This window comes from Breoghania corrubedonensis (assembly GCF_003053845.1).
GTDB lineage: Bacteria > Pseudomonadota > Alphaproteobacteria > Rhizobiales > Stappiaceae > Breoghania > Breoghania corrubedonensis.
Window position 1 is genome coordinate 238154 of the sequence record NZ_QAYG01000005.1, and the last position, 17617, is coordinate 255770.

18 protein-coding genes are annotated in these 17617 nt (G+C 62.6%); 2 read left to right on the top strand and 16 right to left on the bottom strand.

Annotation, left to right across the window (positions count from 1 at the left end):
- Positions 1-15: 15 nt before the first annotated feature.
- Entirely contained in the window at positions 16-879 is an 864-nt protein-coding gene (locus C8N35_RS14890) for a DMT family transporter (protein ID WP_170122115.1), read from the top strand.
- A 71-nt stretch (positions 880-950) separates the two neighbouring features.
- Here C8N35_RS14890 and C8N35_RS14895 read toward each other — a convergent pair whose 3' ends face one another.
- From C8N35_RS14895 to C8N35_RS14915, 5 genes are all read right to left on the bottom strand, one after another.
- Positions 951-1793 carry a transporter substrate-binding domain-containing protein gene (locus C8N35_RS14895; protein WP_107990484.1) on the bottom strand — a complete coding sequence of 281 codons (843 nt, stop codon included), beginning with the start codon at positions 1791-1793 and terminating at the stop codon, positions 951-953.
- A gap of 45 nt (positions 1794-1838) precedes the next feature.
- Complete coding sequence (locus tag C8N35_RS14900; RefSeq protein WP_107990485.1) at positions 1839-2600, bottom strand: ABC transporter ATP-binding protein; 762 nt, start codon at positions 2598-2600, stop codon at positions 1839-1841.
- The gene (locus tag C8N35_RS14905) at positions 2597-3352 is read right to left on the bottom strand and encodes an ABC transporter permease (RefSeq protein ID WP_107990486.1); all 756 of its coding nucleotides are present in this window, start codon (positions 3350-3352) and stop codon (positions 2597-2599) included. The genes C8N35_RS14900 and C8N35_RS14905 overlap by 4 nt, the downstream gene beginning before the upstream one ends.
- Before the next feature lie 3 nt (positions 3353-3355).
- A complete protein-coding gene (locus C8N35_RS14910) occupies positions 3356-4072 on the bottom strand; it encodes an ABC transporter permease (protein ID WP_107990487.1) in 717 nt (238 codons plus the stop codon).
- A 140-nt stretch (positions 4073-4212) separates the two neighbouring features.
- A complete protein-coding gene (locus C8N35_RS14915; protein WP_107990488.1) occupies positions 4213-5640 on the bottom strand; it encodes an amidohydrolase in 1428 nt (475 codons plus the stop codon).
- Between the two features lie 226 nt (positions 5641-5866).
- Between C8N35_RS14915 and C8N35_RS14920 the strand changes: the two genes are divergently transcribed.
- Positions 5867-6487 (top strand): GntR family transcriptional regulator, encoded by a 621-nt coding sequence (locus tag C8N35_RS14920; RefSeq protein WP_107990489.1) that lies wholly within the window; start codon positions 5867-5869, stop codon positions 6485-6487.
- Positions 6488-6543: 56 nt separating this feature from the next.
- Here C8N35_RS14920 and C8N35_RS14925 read toward each other — a convergent pair whose 3' ends face one another.
- The 11 genes from C8N35_RS14925 to C8N35_RS14975 all read right to left on the bottom strand — a co-directional run bounded on the left by C8N35_RS14925 (position 6544) and on the right by C8N35_RS14975 (position 17570).
- On the bottom strand, positions 6544-7839 hold the full coding sequence (locus tag C8N35_RS14925) for a TRAP transporter large permease (protein ID WP_107990490.1): 1296 nt from the start codon (positions 7837-7839) through the stop codon (positions 6544-6546).
- 8 nt (positions 7840-7847) lie between these two features.
- Positions 7848-8369: a TRAP transporter small permease gene (locus C8N35_RS14930; RefSeq protein WP_107990491.1), complete on the bottom strand. Its 522-nt coding sequence runs from the start codon at positions 8367-8369 to the stop codon at positions 7848-7850.
- Positions 8370-8484: 115 nt separating this feature from the next.
- Complete coding sequence (locus tag C8N35_RS14935; RefSeq protein ID WP_245926797.1) at positions 8485-9438, bottom strand: TRAP transporter substrate-binding protein; 954 nt, start codon at positions 9436-9438, stop codon at positions 8485-8487.
- Between the two features lie 267 nt (positions 9439-9705).
- Entirely contained in the window at positions 9706-10467 is a 762-nt protein-coding gene (locus C8N35_RS14940) for a LamB/YcsF family protein (protein ID WP_107990493.1), read from the bottom strand.
- A complete protein-coding gene (locus C8N35_RS14945; RefSeq protein WP_170122116.1) occupies positions 10464-11456 on the bottom strand; it encodes a 5-oxoprolinase subunit C family protein in 993 nt (330 codons plus the stop codon). Before C8N35_RS14945 ends, C8N35_RS14940 begins: the two co-directional genes overlap by 4 nt.
- Positions 11453-12109 carry a 5-oxoprolinase subunit PxpB gene (pxpB, locus tag C8N35_RS14950; RefSeq protein WP_107990495.1) on the bottom strand — a complete coding sequence of 219 codons (657 nt, stop codon included), beginning with the start codon at positions 12107-12109 and terminating at the stop codon, positions 11453-11455. The genes C8N35_RS14945 and pxpB overlap by 4 nt, the downstream gene beginning before the upstream one ends.
- Before the next feature lie 90 nt (positions 12110-12199).
- Positions 12200-12826, bottom strand: coding sequence for an RraA family protein (locus C8N35_RS14955; RefSeq protein ID WP_107990496.1), 627 nt, complete (start codon positions 12824-12826; stop codon positions 12200-12202).
- 20 nt (positions 12827-12846) lie between these two features.
- Complete coding sequence (locus C8N35_RS14960) at positions 12847-14052, bottom strand: pyridoxal phosphate-dependent aminotransferase (RefSeq protein ID WP_107990497.1); 1206 nt, start codon at positions 14050-14052, stop codon at positions 12847-12849.
- A gap of 165 nt (positions 14053-14217) precedes the next feature.
- Positions 14218-15126: a LysR family transcriptional regulator gene (locus C8N35_RS14965; RefSeq protein WP_107990498.1), complete on the bottom strand. Its 909-nt coding sequence runs from the start codon at positions 15124-15126 to the stop codon at positions 14218-14220.
- Between the two features lie 205 nt (positions 15127-15331).
- Positions 15332-16213 (bottom strand): carbohydrate ABC transporter permease, encoded by an 882-nt coding sequence (locus C8N35_RS14970; protein ID WP_107990499.1) that lies wholly within the window; start codon positions 16211-16213, stop codon positions 15332-15334.
- A gap of 79 nt (positions 16214-16292) precedes the next feature.
- On the bottom strand, positions 16293-17570 hold the full coding sequence (locus C8N35_RS14975; protein ID WP_107990500.1) for an extracellular solute-binding protein: 1278 nt from the start codon (positions 17568-17570) through the stop codon (positions 16293-16295).
- Positions 17571-17617: the final 47 nt, after the last annotated feature.

Here is a 17617-nt window from a genome sequence, read left to right on the forward strand (position 1 = left end):
AGAGAACGGTTTCATATGGATATAGCGGTGTTTTGCGGCATCACTGCAATGGCGGGGTGGGGGTGCGCCGACTTCATCCAGGGCGTTGCGATCCGCAACATCGGAACGGCGATGGTCATGATGTTGCGAAACATCATCACGCTGGTCATCAGTCTATCGCTCGGGACATACATCTACTTTCAGCACGGTTTCCAGACGTCGCTTCCCGCACTGGCGATCATATCGATCAGTTCGGTCATCTACGTAATCGGATATCTCAGCTACATGCGCGGTTTCGAACACGGCAAGGCCGCCGTCGTCGCACCCATCGCCTCGTCGTTTGCGATCGTCACGGTTCTGCTGTCCGTGGTGTTCAACAACGAGACGGTCAGTTTGCTTCAGGTGATCGCGATCGCGATCATGATCACGGGAGGGTTGCTGATCTCGACCGATTTCCGCGAATTGAAACGCGGGGCACCCGCCGCCGGAGTGAAGGAGGCGTTCACGGCACTCCTCTTTTTTGGCGTAGCCTTCTACCTGGCCGGCTTCGCGTCCCAGCGAATGACGGCGCAAGAGGCCTTCTTCTTTTCCGCCCTGACCCAGTCGATCGCGTTCCTCATATGCGCCCGGATGATAGGGGCGCGCCTCCAACAGACCGTGATCTACAAGACAATGTTCCTGAAGGTGTTTCTGATCCACGCGTTACTGGTCAACGGCGCCTGGGTGGGGTACCTGACAGGTGTTCAAACCGGAATGATCTCGATCGTCGCGCCGATCAGTTCCGTTTTCTCCGGTGTGACCGCTCTCCTGGCGATCGTGATCGCGCGCGAGCGGCTTTACTGGACCCAGAACCTGGGGATCGTCCTGATCATGGCCGGTGTCTACACGATCAGCCTGTAACGCCGCTCCCGCAATGAAAAAGGGCGCGGGGAAATCCCCACGCCCTCTCGTATTCAGCCCTGAAGCGCTGTTCAGTAGACGGTCACGTCGAAGCCGAACCACTTTTCTGCGAGCTTCTTGGCCGTGCCGTCGGCCTTGACCTCATCGAGCGCCTTGTTGAACATCTCGCGCAGCTTCGTGTCCTCCTTGCGCAGGCCGACAGACGACCCGCGGCCGAGAACGCCGCCCTGGAAGCGCGGACCGGCCATGGTCATGCCCTCGTTGCCCTGCTGCTTGGACGCGGTCATCAGATAGGCGGGGGAGGCGACGATGGCGTCGAGCCGTCCGGCGAGCAGGTCGAGATCGTGCTGCTCGGTCGACTTGTATTCGCGAATGGTGACCTCGTCACCAAAGTTCTCTTTCATGAAACGGCCGGCGATTGCGGAGCTCTGCACGCCAATGACCTTGCCTTTCAGCAGCGGACGAAGCTCATCGATGGTTTTCTTCGCGCCGTCAGGGTTGGTGACGAGGTTGATCATCTCACCCTTCATGGGCATGTCGGCGAGCGGGCCGTCCTTGAGGACGCCAAAGCCCTGACCGGTAGAGCCGTAGGGCTGCGAGAAGGCGATGACCTTCTCGCGCTTCTCCGTTGCCGACATGCCGGCCATGATGGCGTCGTATTTGCCCGCGAGCAGTCCGGGGATCATGCCGTCCCAATTCTGGGCGATGAGCGTGCATTCCACGTGCATGCGCTCGCACAAAACCTTGTAGAGATCGACTTCGTAGCCGGTGAGGGTGCCGTCAGCCTCGGTGAAGTTCCACGGGGCGAAGGCGCCTTCCGTGGCGATGGTGACGTGCGACCAGTCCTTTGCCGCAGCCGGGCTGGCGACGGCCGCAGTCACGCAGAGCGCGGCGATCTGGAGGAAGCGTTTCATGTATTCGGTCTCCTGGAGGTGATCGGGTGGGGTCTTGGGGGAGGATCAGGAAGAGGCAAACCGGGCGAAACGCTCGCTGCCACCGCCATTGAACAGGTCCTGGGGCGCGCCTTCACAGTCGATGATGCCCTGGTGCAGAAACACCACACGGCTCGAAACGTCGCGCGCGAATGACATCTCGTGGGTCACGACCAGCATCGTTCGGCCTTCATCGGCCAGCGCCCGCATGACGCGCAGCACTTCACCCACAAGTTCCGGATCGAGGGCCGAGGTCGGCTCGTCGAAAAGGAGAACGTCTGGATGCATCGCGAGCGCACGGGCGATCGCCGCGCGCTGTTGCTGGCCGCCGGAAAGGTGTGCTGGATAGAAATCGCGCTTGTCGGCGATTCCGACCTTGTCGAGAAGCTGGCAAGCCTCCTCGATGACCTCCGCCCGATTGCGCTTCTGGACGTGGATAGGCGCTTCCACGACATTTTCCAGAACGGTCTTGTGGGACCACAGGTTGAACGACTGGAACACCATGCCGACCCGCGATCGGATGGCCTGCACCTTCTTTCGGTCCAGCAGACGCGCATTGCCTGACTTGTCCGTGACGAGATCGATGCGGTCCTTGCCGACCCATACCTCGCCGGCTGTCGGCGTTTCCAGCAGGTTGATGCAGCGCAGCATGGTCGACTTGCCCGACCCCGAAGAGCCGAGGATCGAGACCACCTCGCCCTGGCCGGCGGCTAGGTTTATGCCTTTCAGCACCTCGTGGTCGCCAAAGGACTTGCGCAAGCCGCGCAAGCGCACAGCGTCGTCGGTCATGCTCTGTCTCCTGGAGCGAGGGGGACCACGTCGTCGGGCGCCGCCGCTGTGGCGCGCCCCGTGGCCGGCCGGGCGCGCAAATGGGCGGTAAGCCGGTGTTCGGCAAATGCCACGATGCGCGTCAGCACGAAGTTGATGACGAGGTAATATGCGCCAGCGACGATAAACACCTCAACGACGCGGTAGGTTTCGGAGATGAGCCGGGCGGCGACGCCGGTGATTTCCATCAATGTGATGACGGACGCGAGCGACGTCGCCTTGACCAGCAGGATCAGCTCGTTGCCATAGGCGGGCAGGGCATGGCGCACCGCCTGTGGCAGCAGAATGCGGCGAAAGGCGAGGGAGGTGCTCATTCCGCAGGCCTTGGCGGCCTCGATCTGTCCGAAGGGGACGGCCAGAAAGGCGCCTCGCACGATTTCCGATCCGTAGGCTCCGGTGTTGAGCGATAGCGAGAGGATGGCGCACCAGAACGGCTCACGCAGGACCGGCCACAGGAAACTGTGACGCACCGCTTCGAACTGCCCGAGCCCGTAGTAGATGAGGAACATCTGAACAAGGAGCGGCGTGCCGCGGAAGACGAAGACGTAACCGCGCGCAAGAAGGCTCGACCATCGCGGTCCCCACAGCCGAAGGACGGCCAGACCAATTGCGAGGACGATGCCAAAAGCGGTGGAGAGCAACCCGAGGATCAGGGTCGAGGGAACCCCCGCGGCCAGCGTCTGCGCGGTTTCGAGGAAGAAGGGAAAATCCATCGCCTATCTCCTCACGCCACGGTTGAAATAACGCTCCGCACGGCCCAGCACGAAGCCCGACAGTGAGGTGATCACCAGGAAGAGGACCGCTGCTGCGAAGAAAAAGTAGAAAGGCTCTCGGGTCGAACCTGCGCCGATCTGTGCCTGGCGCACGAGTTCCACCACACCGGTGACCGAGACGAGCGCACTTTCCTTCAGCGTGATCTGCCAGACATTGCCCATGCCCGGCAACGCATGGCGCGCCACCAATGGCAGCAGGATGCGGCGAAACAGGAGAAAACGGTCCATGCCGATCGCCTGTGCGGCCTCGATTTCTCCGGTACTCACGGCGCGATAAGCCCCGCGAAAGACCTCCGTATGCTGGGCCGCGGAGACAATGCCGATGGCAATGGAGCCGGCGGCAAAGCCCGGAAGGTCAACAAAGCCATCGTGGCCGAAGAGCCTCGCAAGCTTGGTGAGCAACAGTGAGCCGCCGAAATAGAACAAATAGATCACGAGCAGGTCCGGTATTCCACGAAGGACCGTTGTGTAGGTCTCCGCCACGACGCGCAGAGACCGCCGGCCGGAAATCTTGGCCCATGCGAGCAGCGTTCCGAGCGTCGCGCCGATGACATAGCCGGTGCCCGCGATGGCCAGCGTCATCAAGGCAGCCTTGAGCAACGCCGGGGCCCATCCGCCCGGTCCGAAACTCATCAACTCGAAGAAACCGAGGGAATTCATGAAAAGTCCTTGCAGCCGGGCAGTCGGTTGCACCCGGGGGCGGAAGGTGTATGTCTGTTAAGCTTGGGAGTATCCCCGACCCGTAAGCGCCATCGCGAACGTCCCGTCGCGTGGGGAAACCGGCACGCGGACGCGGATGCTCATTCGGCCGCCACCGGCAGATCCGGCGCGACGTCGTCGGGCAGCGGGTTGACGAAGGGACGTCCCTCGCGGCGTCGAGCGAAATCGGCTTTTGCCGCAGCGATCTTTGCCGGATCCTCGAAAAGCGCCTTTGCCGTCGCCGCCATCACCTTTGCGGCGTGGGTCATACCCTTGTGCGCGATGCCCGACTTGCCCTGCGCGACGAGTTGCCATGAATGGGCCGGCGTACCGATCGCGCAGGTGGCACCGCGCATCTGGACGGTGGGAACGACCCAGCTCACGGTGCCGACGTCGGTCGAACCGATGGAACTGCCCTGTCCCTGGCACAGCGGCATGATGTCGTCGGCCAGCGGAACGTCCATGCGCGGTTCGACCCCGAAACGGCTGAAAGCCGCGCGGATATCCTGAGCGGAGAGCGTTGCGCGGATGGCTTTCGCAAAGTCGCGGTCTTCGTCATCGAACCGGGGCGGCCCCAGGCGCACCAGTTCGGCGTGCATCAACTCTTCCAGCGCGGTGTTGCCGATCAGATTGGCGTCGCCGGAGACAACTCGCTCGCTCATGCGGGTTTCTGTCATCAGCGCGGCGCCGCGCGCGACATTGCGCACGCGTTCGACAAGCGGCACGAGTTCATCGAGTTCGCGGGCGCGAATGAGGTAGCGCACCGCCGCGTGGGCCTGAACCACATTGGGGGCCGTTCCGCCGGTGTCTGTGACCGCATAGTGGATGCGCGCCGTCGACGGCATATGCTCGCGAAGGTAATTGACGCCGACATTCATCAGTTCAACCGCATCCAGTGCGGACCGGCCAAGCTCTGGCGAGGAGGAGGCATGCGAGGCCTTGCCGTCGAATTCGAAAAGGATCTCGTTGCAGGCGAGGGAGATCGGCGGATTGACGGCGGCAAGCGGGGCGGGGTGCCAGCAAATCGCGATATCGACATCGTCAAAGAGCCCCTCACGCACCATGAAGCCCTTCGCCGACCCGCCTTCCTCGGCGGGGCAGCCGTAGTAGCGCACGCGCCCCGCAGTGCCGGTCTCTTCAAGCCACGCCTTCAGCGCGGCGGCCGCCAGCATGGAACCGGCGCCAAGCAGATTGTGGCCGCAGCCATGACCGTTGCCGCCCTCGACAATCGGCCTGTGCTCCGCAACGCCTGCTTCCTGGCTCAATCCCGGCAGGGCATCGTACTCGCCCAGAATGGCAATGACCGGACCATCCGTTCCCGCTTCGCCCATGACCGCCGTCGGCAGGCCCGCAATCCCGGTTTTCACCTCGAACCCCTCGGCACGGAGCATCGTCGCATGCTCTGCGCAAGCGGCGGCCTCGGCGAAATTGAGCTCGGGCTTTTCCCAGATGCGATCTGCAAGCCCGGCATAGGCCTCCCGACGGTCATCCACCTCTGCCCAGACAGGATCACTGTTCTTGTTCGACATTCTTCCTCGGTCTCCGGCGCGCAGGTGCAGGTGATGTGGTGCGTAAAATTGGTGCCGAAATTGGCACCAAATAAATTGACTGGCAAGAAAACCATGACGAAAAATTCGTCAGACCTGTTGAAGTGTCCATGGATGCGTAAAAAATACGCAGAAGTGGACCGTTCGGTCCGGTAACCGGGCGATCTGGATACGTGTTCTGTCGATCGGCCAAGGGAGGGGCGACGTGATGACGGCTTCAGGGGAAAACGTGATTCACCAACTGTCGGAGGATCTTCGGACCGGCGTCTTTCCACCCGGCGCCTGGCTGAAGCAGGTCGATCTTCAGCAACGTTACGGGGTCAACCGCGCCCAGGTCCGCAAGGCTCTTGAAACGCTGGCCGGCCGCAGGGTCGTCCGCTACGAACAAAACCGCGGTTACTCGGTACACCCGGCCGACAACGAGGAAACCGACCACGTTCTCGCCATTCGCCTTGCCATCGAAACTGGGTTTTGCGAGGCGATCGTCAAGGGCGCGACAAGCGAAGACGTCCACAGGCTGCACCATTTCGCCAGATCGTTCAACGACATGGTACGACGGGGCGCCTACGACCAGCTCTATGAAATGAACCTGAGGTTTCACCGCGCACTGCTTGTGTGCGCGGGCAATGCCGCCATGGTGAACCTCGTTGACGAATTACGGCTGCGCACGTCGCCCGCGCCTGCCTCGCAATGGCGGAACCTGGCGCGAATCGAGCGTTCGGCGGCCGAGCACATCGCAATGGCTGAGGCGCTGGAGCAGCGCGATGCCGAACGCCTGCTCCGATTGATCCGCGTTCATATCGAGCAGAAGCCGGACCCGGCAGTATAGCAGGACGGAGACACAGTTTTAGGCGGGTGCCGGGCCTGTTCCTCGTCCTGCCGCGACTACAGCAGCTTGGGCAGGAAGCTGACGACTTGCGGAAAGACCGCCAGAAAGAACACGAAGCACAGCATGATCAGGAAGAAGGGAAAGGCGGCGCGAACCACGGAGGAGAGCGGTCGGCCTGTCAGGCCCTGCAGCACGAAGAGGTTCATTCCCACCGGCGGCGAGATCTGCGCCAGTTCGACCATCAGGATCAGGAAGACGCCGAACCAGATCTTGTCGTATCCCGCATGCACCACCAGCGGCATGACGATCGGGATCGTCATGACGATGATCGACATGCCCTCCAGAAAGCTGCCGAGCACGATATAGACGAGCATCAGCAGAACGATGAGGCCAAGCGGCGGCAGGTTCATGCCGTTGATGAAGGCGGCCACGGCCTGCGGCATGCCGAGAAATCCGATGGCCGACGCCAGGAAGCTCGCGGCCGCGATGATCAGACCGAGCATGGAAACGGTGCGCGCGGTCCCCACGGCCGCAGCCTTGAGAACGGAAAGGCTGAGTGAGCGCTCAAGCGCCATCAGCACAATCGTGACGATGACCGCGACGGCCGCGGCTTCTGTCGGGCTGGCGATGCCGCCGTACATGGAGCCGAGAATGGAGCCGATCAGGACGACGAAGGGAAGCAGGCTCGGCATGCCCTGCAAGCGTTCGCGCCAGATCCTCGAATTGTCGCTCGTGCCCTGAGGGACGATGCCGGGACGGAGTTTCGAGAGAACGGCGATGAACGTCATGAAGCAGGCGGTGAGCAGGAGACCGGGAACAATGCCCGCGGTGAAAAGCTTGAGGACCGAGGTCTGGGACATGACGCCGTAGACGATCATGACGATCGAGGGTGGAATGAGGAACCCAAGTGTGCCTGCCCCTGCGAGCGTGCCGACGGTCAGTCTCCGGTCGTACCCTCGCCCGTCGAGCTCGGAAATCGTGATGCGCCCGACCGAACTCGTCGTCGCGGCCGATGAGCCGGAGACGAGCGCGAAGAAGGCGCAAGCCAGGATGTTGGTGTGAAGCAGGCCGCCCGGGAGCCGGCGAACCCAAGGCTCGAGCGCGGAAAACAGCCCGTCTATGAAGCGGGATCGAAAGAGCAGCTCCGCCATCAGGATGAAGAGCGGAAGCGCCAGCAGCTCAGGCGAGGAAATGCCGTTCCAGATCGATTGGGCCAGCAGCTTTTCGACAGGAATCGTGCGGAAGACCTCAAGCGAGAAGATGCCAACGCCCATCAGCCCAAGAGCGACCCAGGCACCGGACGCGAGAATGGCGAGAAGCGAGAGAATGGCGACGATGGAGGGAAGGGGCATACAGCAACTCAATCCATGATCGGCGCGTTGGCGCCTTCTTCACGCACGCTATCGAGTTCGACCGGCCGTCCCATGGCCAGATGAACGAGGCGCAGGGCGATCTGAACGGTAAGGAGAAGGGATCCGAAAGCGATGAAGGCGGCGGGGTAGACCAGCGGTACGTCCGTGGTCGAGCCGGAGGTGCGCCCCGTCGCATAATAGCCCCAGGCGAGCAGGGTGAGCGCGTTGGTCACGTAGGCGGAGATCACGAGGCCGATCAGCGTCGCGAACCATTCGAACAGGCGTGGCATGACGGCGCGCAGCAGCGTCACGCGGATGTGCCCGCCGGTGCGCAGCGTCCATGCGGCGCCGAGAAAGATCGCGCACATGTGCAGGTAGACGGAGACTTCCCAGACGAAGGAAAGGCTCACGCCGACGATGTTGCGCAGGAAAATTTCGGATGCGACGAGAAGCGCGATGCCGAAGATCACGGCGCCCGACAGAAACGCCAACGCCCGGGACAACCGGTCCACAAGACTGAGAAAGATCATCTCTCCCGGTTTCCTTATCAATCGTTCGGTGGTGCGGACCGCGGGAAAATCGGCCCGTGCGAGATCGGTCGCACGAGCCGGCCAGCTCGGTTTGGCCAGTTCGGTTCGGCTGGCGTTATTTCGGCTTGAAGCCGTCGACGATTGTCTTGGCATCGCCGCCCATCTTCTCGAGTGCCGCCGCCCGCAGAGGCTCCGCACGCTTGGCAAGTTCCGCGCGCAGTGCATCGGAGATCGGAGCAAGCGCGATGCCGTGCTCCTTGAGGATCGCCGAGTTCTTGGCATCCTCGTCCTGCGCGGCCTGCCAGAATGCCGGCTCAAGCTTCATGGCGAGATCCATGATCGCCTTCTGGTCTTCCTCGCCGAGCGCGTTCCAGCGGTCGAGGTTGACCGTCATCGCATTCATATTCCACGTCTGACGGGTCGGGTATCCGTATTTGATGAATTCCCAGAACGAGCCGTCGACGGCGGAAGGCGAGGAGGTGGCGACCGCATCGATTGCGCCGGCGGCCAGCGACGGGATGACTTCACCCCAAGGCAGCTGGACCGGGGTCATGCCGGCAGACGCGAAGACGTCGGTGGAGGCGCGGTCATAGCTGCGGATCTTGATGCCGGAGAGCGAGGCGATATCGGTGACCTCGGTCTTCGTCCAGATCTGCTGCTGCGGCCAGGGGATCGTGTAGAGGAGTTTCTGGTTATTCTTCTCCATCAGCTTGTCGAGCGTCGGGCGGAAATAGTCGTTGAACTGCTTCAGCTGCTCGAAGGAACTGAGGAAATAGGGCAGGGATGTCATGCCAAGCAGCGGCTCGGTGCCGACCTGCTGGTTGAGGAGCATGTCGCCGATGGGAACGAGGCCGTCGCCAACCGTCGACAGCATCTCCGGTCCCTTGAAGCCAAGCGAGCCACCCGTGTGCAAGGTGATCTCGATGCGGCCGTCAGTCGCCGTCTTGACGTCATCAGCGAATTTTTGCGCGCTGACGCTGATATAGTTTGTGGCGGGCCAGGCGAGAGGAAGATCCCAGTTTTCCGCCTGAGCAGTGCCGGAAATCATGGCTCCGGACAAGACGGCCAAGGCTACAGTCGCAGATTTAAGCATCTCGGGGAGACTCCGATGGGTGAATTATTCTTATTGTTGTTTATGGAAGAAGCGGCATATATGCCGACGGATACAAAAGAGTGTGACATCGCGGCACTGACCGAAATAGCGATATTTTGTTACGTCCAATCATCACAATTTGGAATGTATGGACGGGCTATCACGGGTTTCGGTCATATACGCAAAGACGGAGCGCGGAGTGCCCCTGATGGCGAGCGCCCCGCGTCCGGGCCAGAAGCGGGGTTAATCCGCATAAGGCGCGATCTGGCAACCTGCGTCCGAAATTCCCGCCCGGATGGCATGCGCGAGATCAAGCGCACCGGCGGTATCGCTGTGGACCAGGATTGAATCGACGGGGATGGTCATCTCCTCTCCCGTTACCGAGGCAAGTCGTCCGCTGGAAAGAACGTCGGCCACCCGGCGGCGCACCGCTTCCGGATCGTGAATGACCGCCCCCTCTACTCCGCGTGGCGCAAGCCGGCCGGGTGCCGTATAGCCACGGTCCGCGAGGAACGACCAGATCACGGTCAGCCCCTGCCGCTCGGCCTCGCGGGAGGCTTCGGTATCGGGGAGCCCGATGAACTTCAGGTTCGCGTCGAATGCCTTGATCGCACCAATAAGAACTTTCGCGACGTCCGTGTCGGCGAACGAGAGGTTTCCGAGCGCGCCATGGAAGTTCGCATGGGTCAGCCGCAAGCCGCGGTGAGCCGCCAGTGCCGCGAGGGCGCCGAGCTGGGCAATCACCATCAACTCCAGCTCCTTCGCCGACATATGCAGCTTGCGGCGGCCGAATCCCGCCCGATCGGGATAGCCGATATGGGCACCTACCTTGACACCGTTCTCGCCCGCAAGCGTCAGCGTTTTCTCCATGGTCTGAGGGTCGCCCGCATGGCCGCCGCTCGCGATATTGGCGGAGGTGACCAGCGGCATCAGCGCCGCGTCATCGGCAATGACATAGGGGCCGAAGCCTTCTCCGAGATCGGAATTGACGTCGATTTCTCTCATTCGTTCGGTCTTCTCATGAATGCGCCCGGTGCAGGCGGGATCCCTCGGCGCGCGACGGCCCGGATGCGATGTTCTTCGACGGCATCCGCCGCACGCGCTTCGTCGAGCGTGACCGCCTGGAACCGGACCGTCTCGCCGAGCGGCACCTGGGCGATGCGGTGGAGATCGGCGGCGATCACGGCTCCGAGCTTCGGATATCCGCCGCAGGTGTTGGCCTCCTGAAGCTGCACGACCGGTTGGCCCGAAGGCGGCAACTGGATGGTGCCCGGCAGGATGCCGTGAGAGAGCAGTTCACGCCGATGCATGGGCACCAGTTCCGGGCCCTCCAGCCGGCTGCCGTTACGGTTGCTGTCAAAGGAAACGGTCCAATCGGTTTCCATAAAGAGCCGCTGGTTGGCATCGTCGTAGTCGTCCCACTCTGCTGCCGGCACGAAGCGCAGCACGCGCTCTTGCGCGCCCTTGGCGAAGAGATGCAGATAATGGGCCCGCCCCAGTCCGGTGCCTTCGATTTCCGTGCCGAGCCGCGGGCGGCGGGCATGCAGCCGGTCGCCCGGCCGCAGCATGCGTCCGTCCAGCCCGCCGAAGCCGCCCTTGAGATCGGTTGCACGCGCGCCCATCACCACCGGCACGTCGATGCCGCCGCCGACGGCGAGATAGATCCGCATGCCGCTTTCGGAAAATCCGGCTTTCAGGCGCTGGCCCGCATGCACCGTCTGCGCCCACCAGCGCGGAATGGCTCCGTCATCGATGAACATTTCGACCGCGGCACCGGAAATCGCAATGTCGACGCTCTCGGTGAACAGGATCTCGAAGTCGCCGTAGGTGAATTCGATGCCTGCCGCCGCATCGTCGTTGCCGATCATGCGGTTGGCGATGCGGAGCGCGCGCGCATCCATCGCGCCGGAGGACCCGACGCCGATGCTGCGAAGGCCCGTGCGTCCCAGATCCTGGATCGAGGCGAGCGGCCCCGGATTGACGATCTCGATCAACTCAGAACCTCCACGGAACGGAAACGGATGCGATCGCCCGGCGCGATGAGCGAAGGCTGGGCGGCTGCCGGATCGAAGAAGTCGAGTTCGGTGTGGCCGATGATGTGCCAGCCGGATGGCGAGGTGCGCGACAGCACACCGGCCTGCGCACCACCGATGATGATGCTGCCGGCGACGACGCGGAGCCGAGGCGTCGTTCGGCGCGGCGTGGCGAGACTGGGATCAAGGCCGCCGAGATAGCCGAAGCCGGGCTGGCTGCCCAGCGCATAGACCGTGTATTCGGGAGCGGAGTGGATTTCGACCGCCTCGCGAACCGTCAGGTCACGGCTGGAGGCGATCCAGCCGAGATCCTCGCCCATCTCCCCACCGTAGACGACCGGCACCTCGATCAGCCGGCCGGGTTCGCGCAGCGGCTCGGTCTCGTTCCACAGCGTGCCAAGCCGTGGTGCGAACCGCTCCGTGGCCACCTCGTCGTACAGGATCGCCAGGACACTGTGCACGCCCGGCACCGTCTCCCGCACTTCCTTCAGGTCATTGAGCTCCCGGGCGAAGGCCCAGATGCGGCGTTGAACATCAAGAACCATCGGGCCGGGCACCTCGAAGAGCAGCGCCCGTTCGCCCAGATGGGATATGCGGAAATTCGTGTCGGTCATGGCAGGCTTCATCTTGGTTGGGGCAGGGCGCGAGGCGCGCCATGTCCGGAAAGACCGGGCGGGGTGCCGCGCCGGGGCACGGCGACCGGATCATTTGCCGTAGGCCCCGGCGTAGGTGCCGTTGGCGATGGAGGCGAGAATGTCTGCCTCCTTCTCCTGCTGCCTGAGCGTCGCGGCAAGGAGGTCTTCGGCGATCGAAGGCGGGAAGGCGACGATACCATCGCAATCGCCGACGACGATATCTCCCGGAGAAATGACGAGCCCGCCGATGCTGACGGGAATGTCGAGCTTGCCGGGGCCGTTCTTGTAGGGGCCGAGATGAGAGACCGCGCGCGCGAAGACCGGGAAGTCGTCGGCCGCAAGGGCGTCGGCATCGCGAACGGCGCCGTCGAGCACCATGCCCGCCGCGCCCCTGGACCTGGCGATCGCGGACATGATCTCGCCGATCAGCGCCCGGTCCTCGTATCCGCCGCCATCGACGACCACGATATCGCCCGGCTGGACAAGCTCGAAGGCCTTGTAGATGAAGAGATTGTCACCCGGATTGGTGCGCACGGTACGCGCGCGCCCCGCCATGCGGCTTCCCTTGTGAAACGGGCGGATTCCCCGCGCGCCGACCGCGCGTTCCATATTGTCGCTGATGTTGGGGACAGGGCATTCCCTGAACGCCGCGATCAGGCGATCAACGGTTTCCTTGTCGGGAGTGGAAGACGTCATCTGACTGGTTTTCCTGATAATTAGTCGGAAAGCTTGGCGATGGCAGCGCCGATGGCGGTGCAACCGGAGCGGATGGTGGCCGTGGAGGTCGCAAACGAAAGGCGCAGGAAACCCGGCATCCCGTAGGACGTGCCGTCCATCACCGCGACGCCGGCCTCGTCGAGCAGATAGGTGACAAGCTCGAGATCGGTGTCGATGGCGCCATCCGGTCCCTTGCGGCCCAGAAGCGGGCGGATGTCCGGGAAGACATAGAACGCGCCGCCGGGCGTCGAGCAGGTCACGCCGGGAATGTCGTTCAGCATGGAGACGATGAGATCGCGGCGTTCCCGGTAGATCGCGACCATGTCGGCGATGGGCTTCTGGTCGCCGCGCAGCGCTTCCACCGCCGCCGTCTGTGCAAAGGCCGTGGTGCACGTCGTCGACTGGCCGATCAGCTTGATGATCGCCTTGATCAGGTTCGCCGGACCTGCCGCATAGCCGATACGCCAGCCGGTCATCGCATAGGCCTTGGACATGCCGTTGACGATCAGACAGCGCTCTTTCATGCCGGGGGCCAGGGAGACCGGCGAGCAGTTGCGGATGCCGTCAAAGACGATCTTCTCGTAGATCTCGTCCGTCATGACCGCGACATGGGGATGGCGTTCCAGAACCTCGATGAGCGCCGCCCAATGTTCCCTTTCGAGCACCGCGCCCGAGGGATTCGAAGGGGAATTCACGATCAGCCAGCGCGTCTTCGGCGTGATCGCGGCCTCGAGCGCCTCCGGCGTCAGGCGAAAGCCGGTCTCCGGCGGACATTCGACAATGACCGGGACAGCGCCGTTGAGGCGGACGATATCGGGATAGCTGACCCAATAGGGGGCGGGAATGACAACCTCGTCGCCGCTTTCCAGCGTCGCGGCAAAGGCCTCGTAGATGATCTGCTTGGCCCCGGCGGCAACGACGATTTCATCGGGCGTATAGGTGACGGCATTGTCGCGCGCGAGCTTCTCGCAGATCGCCTTGCGCAGGTCGAGCTTGCCGGCGGAGCCTGTGTAATGGGTGTCCCCGCCGCGCAGGGCCGAAACGCCGGCCTCGATGATCGCCTCCGGGGTGTCCTGGTCCGGCTCGCCCAGCGTGAAATCGAGAATCGTGCGGCCCTGGGCCTGGAGTTCTGTCACACGCTGCTTGGCAGCAATGCTCGCCGACGGCTTGAGAGCCTGGACCTTCTTCGAAAGCGCAATCGCCATAATGGGAGAAACCTTGATACCGCGTAAGGACGAGGCGCAAAGGTAAGACGGGGGAATAATCAATAAAAAGAGATATTAGCGACTATCAATTCATTCCAATACGTCATGCCATGCGACCCCCGGCCGAAGCCGGCACCCGTGGCAATCGCCCGTGACGGCACACTGTCAGCTTTGAAAGCTGCATTCGAAATCCGCACAACTCGCGGCGATCTCGGCCACATGGTGGATCAACGAATGAGGGCGGTCCTCGCGGTACATGGCGACGTAGGGAACGGGCGGAAGGCTTTCCTCGGTGCGGATGATCTCGAGCTGACCACTGTCAACCAGATGCGAGAAGCAGTGTTTTGGTAGGTAGCTGACGCCGAGCCCGGCGACAGCGAGCCCCAACAGCGCGGTCATGCTGTCGGAGGTCAGTGCCTCCTGAACGGCTATGCCCTGCGATTGCAGCCACTTGTTGAGCAGGATGCCGGAACCCGACTGGCTGCCCTGCATCAGCATCGGATATTCCGCCAGATCGCGCACCGAATGGGGACGGCTCGTATCGATGAGCCCCTTCTTCGCCATCCAGACGTTCTCGACCTCCGCCAACGGCAGCGAAAAGAACTCCGGCATCCGGAAGGCGCTGGGAACGATGATGAGATCGAGGTGATCGTCCTCGAGCGCTGAGAAAAGGGTCCGGCTCATGTCGACCGCCGGCGAGATCTTCAGCGCGGGATAATGCTCGCGAAGCACGCCGACAAGACGGGGCAGCCAGGTCATCGCGGTGAGTTCGGTAACGCCCAGGCGCAGCAGCCGCGGCCGACCGGTTTCGCTCGCCCGTACGTCCGCGATCTGATCGTGCAGGACGAGCATCTTCTCGGCAATGGCGAGCAGTTCCTCCCCCTTTGCCGACAGCCGTGCACCGCGCTGGCTGCGATCGAATATCTCGATGGCGGAAGCACGTTCCAGTTCCTGCATGCGTTTTGAGACGGCGGACTGAGAGGTCGCAAGCCGCGATGCGGCACGCTCGAACGTCCCCAGACGGGCGATCCAGTAGAGTGTTTCGAGCTGCTTGAGGGTGATCTGGCTGTTCATGGCACGGCGCTGCTCGGCAGGTGGATATTCGTCGGGCGAACACGCGAAGGCTAGTTCATAGGAGCGAAGGATATGTAAAGAGGGTCAGCGGGCACCCGGCATGATTTCGAGAGCACGACGGCCTGCCACGCCGACCGATCACGGATCTCATCGGGCCGTCGGAGGGGGCAGGGCGGGAACGCAGGCTTGCGGGCGGCAACGCCGCTCAGTTTTTTCGTTCCAGGCGCGCGAAGAACACGACAGTGATCACCAGCACGATCATCAGGAGGATGAAGGCCGCCGCATTGCCCTCGTTGAGGGAGAGGCCCTGAAAGGCGCGCTTGTAGGCGAAGAAGGACAGAAGCTCGGTGGATACGCCCGGCCCGCCCTTCGTAAGCACGTAGATCAGGTCGTAGGTGCGAAACTCGTTGATGAGCTGGATGATGATGGCAATGGCCGAGATCGGGCGCAACAACGGCAGGGTGATGTACCAGAATTGCTGGAAAGCACTCGCGCCATCGACTTCCGCCGCCTCGTAAGGATCCTTCGGCAGCGAGGCAAGGCCGGCGGATAACAACAGCACCACGAACGAGGTTTGCTGCCAGATATCGATCCCGACCATCGTCGACAGCGCGAGATCGGAATTGCCGAGCCAGTCCACCGCAGGCAGGCCCATTCCAATCAGGGTCTGGTTGACGATGCCGAGATTGGGTTGCAGCAACATGCGCCAGATCAGGGCGACGGCCACCGGTGACATCGCCATGGGCAGGGTGAGGATCGCGAAATAGACGGGGCGCAGATGGAACGTGCGCTGAAGCATGAGCGCGATGGCGAGCCCGATGACGAACTCGCCGACCACCGTCGCCACCGAATAGCGGATCGTCAGGAACAGAGAATGCCAGAACAGGCTCTCGCCCATGATCGAAATGAAATTGTCAAAGCCGACAAAGGGCGCGAGGTGCGGCTTGAGCAGCGTCATGGAGGAAAGCGAGATCGCCAGCGCATAGAGGAGCGGAAAGCCCATCGTGATGGCAAGCGCGGAAAGTCCCGGCGCGGCGAAGGCCCAGCCGGTTCGTCTGCGTCTGTCCAGCGAGCTGAAAAGTGACATTCACGCTCTCCTGCGCGGGGAAGTGCTTCCAGGCCCTGTTCGCAAGGGTCTGGAAGCGCCGTAGATATTTCGTGGCGGTTTACTTGGAAAGCAGATCACTCAGACCTTTGGCGGCCGACGAAATCGCATCCGTGGCGGTGGTGTCGCCGCTGGCGGCAAGCGAAACCTGCGTGCCGAGCACATCCTCATACTGCGCGGAGTAGGTGAAGATGGGGAACGACTTGCCGCTCGCCACCACGTCCATGCCATTGGCGTAGAACGGGTACTTCTCCAAAACGGCCTTATCCTGGAAAACGTCGGAGCGCACCGGCGCATGGCCTTCGAGCGCCCGCTTGATGGCGACATCCTTGCCCTGCACCCAGGTGATGAACGTCCACGCCGCATCCTTGGCATCGTCGGGCACGTTGGCCGGGATACCCCAGCCCCAGCCGCCGCTTTCGCCATGGCCGCCGGGCATGACGCCAAGCGACAGCTTGCCGGCGACCGCCGGGCAGGCGTCCTTGTTGTCGAGCTGCGGCAGCATCCACCAGTAGGTGACCATGGAGAACGCCTTGCCCGAGCACATCAGACGCATGGTGTCATCGAGCGTTGCCGAAAGCGCACCCGTCTGGGCTGCGTTCTGGATCGCATCGACATAGAGATCCAGCGCCTTCACGCCCGCGTCGCTGTCAAGCACGACCTTGTCGCCGTCCATGTAGTTCCCGCCCTCCGCAAAGAGGTAATTGGAGAACTCCATGGCATTCGGATCGCCCTTCTGGCCCTGCATGGCAGCACCCGCGACACCGGCCTCGGCCTTCATGAATTTCGCGAGTTCGACATAGTCGGCAAGCGTTGACGGCAGCTCCAGCTTCTTGCCGGTCTTTTCCTCGTAGGTCTTGGCGAGCTTCTCGTCCTTCAGCAGGTCGGTGCGGTAGATCACGCCCATCGAGTAGTTGTACATGGGCAGGATCGGCATCGCCTCATCGGTGGCGCCGAGCAGGTCCAGCGTGGAGGGGATGAAGGGCTTCAGGTCGAAGCCGGACTTTTCGACATAGGGCTTCAGGTCGGTCAACCAGCCGGCGGCGGGAAACTCGCCCGCCCACAGGAAGTCGACGGAGAGCAGGTTGTAATAGCTTTCCCCGGAGACGAGCTGGGCGACGAGCTTGTCGTGCATGTCGCCGTAGCCGACCTTTTCGAACTCGACCTTGATGCCCGTTTCCTTGGTGAACTCAGGCAGCATCTTTTCGATGATGGTCGTCTCAGGCACGTCTTCCATCAGGGCGTGGAGCGTTACGCTTTCCGCGCTGGCGATTGTGGTGGATGCGAGCAGGGCGAGTGCGACGGTACCGGCGTATTTATATGTCTTATGTACGGTCATGTGGGCAAACCTCTCTGGCAAGGAGATGCGGGGTGGCCTTTCAGGCC

Coding starts and splice junctions, on each gene's coding strand:
- pxpB (WP_107990495.1), bottom strand. CDS start 12,109: ATGACCGACACGAATTTCCGCATATCCCATCTGGGCGAACGGGCGCTG.
- C8N35_RS14975 (WP_107990500.1), bottom strand. CDS start 17,570: ATGACCGTACATAAGACATATAAATACGCCGGTACCGTCGCACTCGCC.
- C8N35_RS14970 (WP_107990499.1), bottom strand. CDS start 16,213: ATGTCACTTTTCAGCTCGCTGGACAGACGCAGACGAACCGGCTGGGCC.
- C8N35_RS14905 (WP_107990486.1), bottom strand. CDS start 3,352: ATGGATTTTCCCTTCTTCCTCGAAACCGCGCAGACGCTGGCCGCGGGG.
- C8N35_RS14940 (WP_107990493.1), bottom strand. CDS start 10,467: ATGAGAGAAATCGACGTCAATTCCGATCTCGGAGAAGGCTTCGGCCCC.
- C8N35_RS14955 (WP_107990496.1), bottom strand. CDS start 12,826: ATGACGTCTTCCACTCCCGACAAGGAAACCGTTGATCGCCTGATCGCG.
- C8N35_RS14965 (WP_107990498.1), bottom strand. CDS start 15,126: ATGAACAGCCAGATCACCCTCAAGCAGCTCGAAACACTCTACTGGATC.
- C8N35_RS14900 (WP_107990485.1), bottom strand. CDS start 2,600: ATGACCGACGACGCTGTGCGCTTGCGCGGCTTGCGCAAGTCCTTTGGC.
- C8N35_RS14915 (WP_107990488.1), bottom strand. CDS start 5,640: ATGTCGAACAAGAACAGTGATCCTGTCTGGGCAGAGGTGGATGACCGT.
- C8N35_RS14960 (WP_107990497.1), bottom strand. CDS start 14,052: ATGGCGATTGCGCTTTCGAAGAAGGTCCAGGCTCTCAAGCCGTCGGCG.
- C8N35_RS14925 (WP_107990490.1), bottom strand. CDS start 7,839: ATGCCCCTTCCCTCCATCGTCGCCATTCTCTCGCTTCTCGCCATTCTC.
- C8N35_RS14890 (WP_170122115.1), top strand. CDS start 16: ATGGATATAGCGGTGTTTTGCGGCATCACTGCAATGGCGGGGTGGGGG.
- C8N35_RS14910 (WP_107990487.1), bottom strand. CDS start 4,072: ATGAATTCCCTCGGTTTCTTCGAGTTGATGAGTTTCGGACCGGGCGGA.
- C8N35_RS14920 (WP_107990489.1), top strand. CDS start 5,867: ATGACGGCTTCAGGGGAAAACGTGATTCACCAACTGTCGGAGGATCTT.
- C8N35_RS14895 (WP_107990484.1), bottom strand. CDS start 1,793: ATGAAACGCTTCCTCCAGATCGCCGCGCTCTGCGTGACTGCGGCCGTC.
- C8N35_RS14930 (WP_107990491.1), bottom strand. CDS start 8,369: ATGATCTTTCTCAGTCTTGTGGACCGGTTGTCCCGGGCGTTGGCGTTT.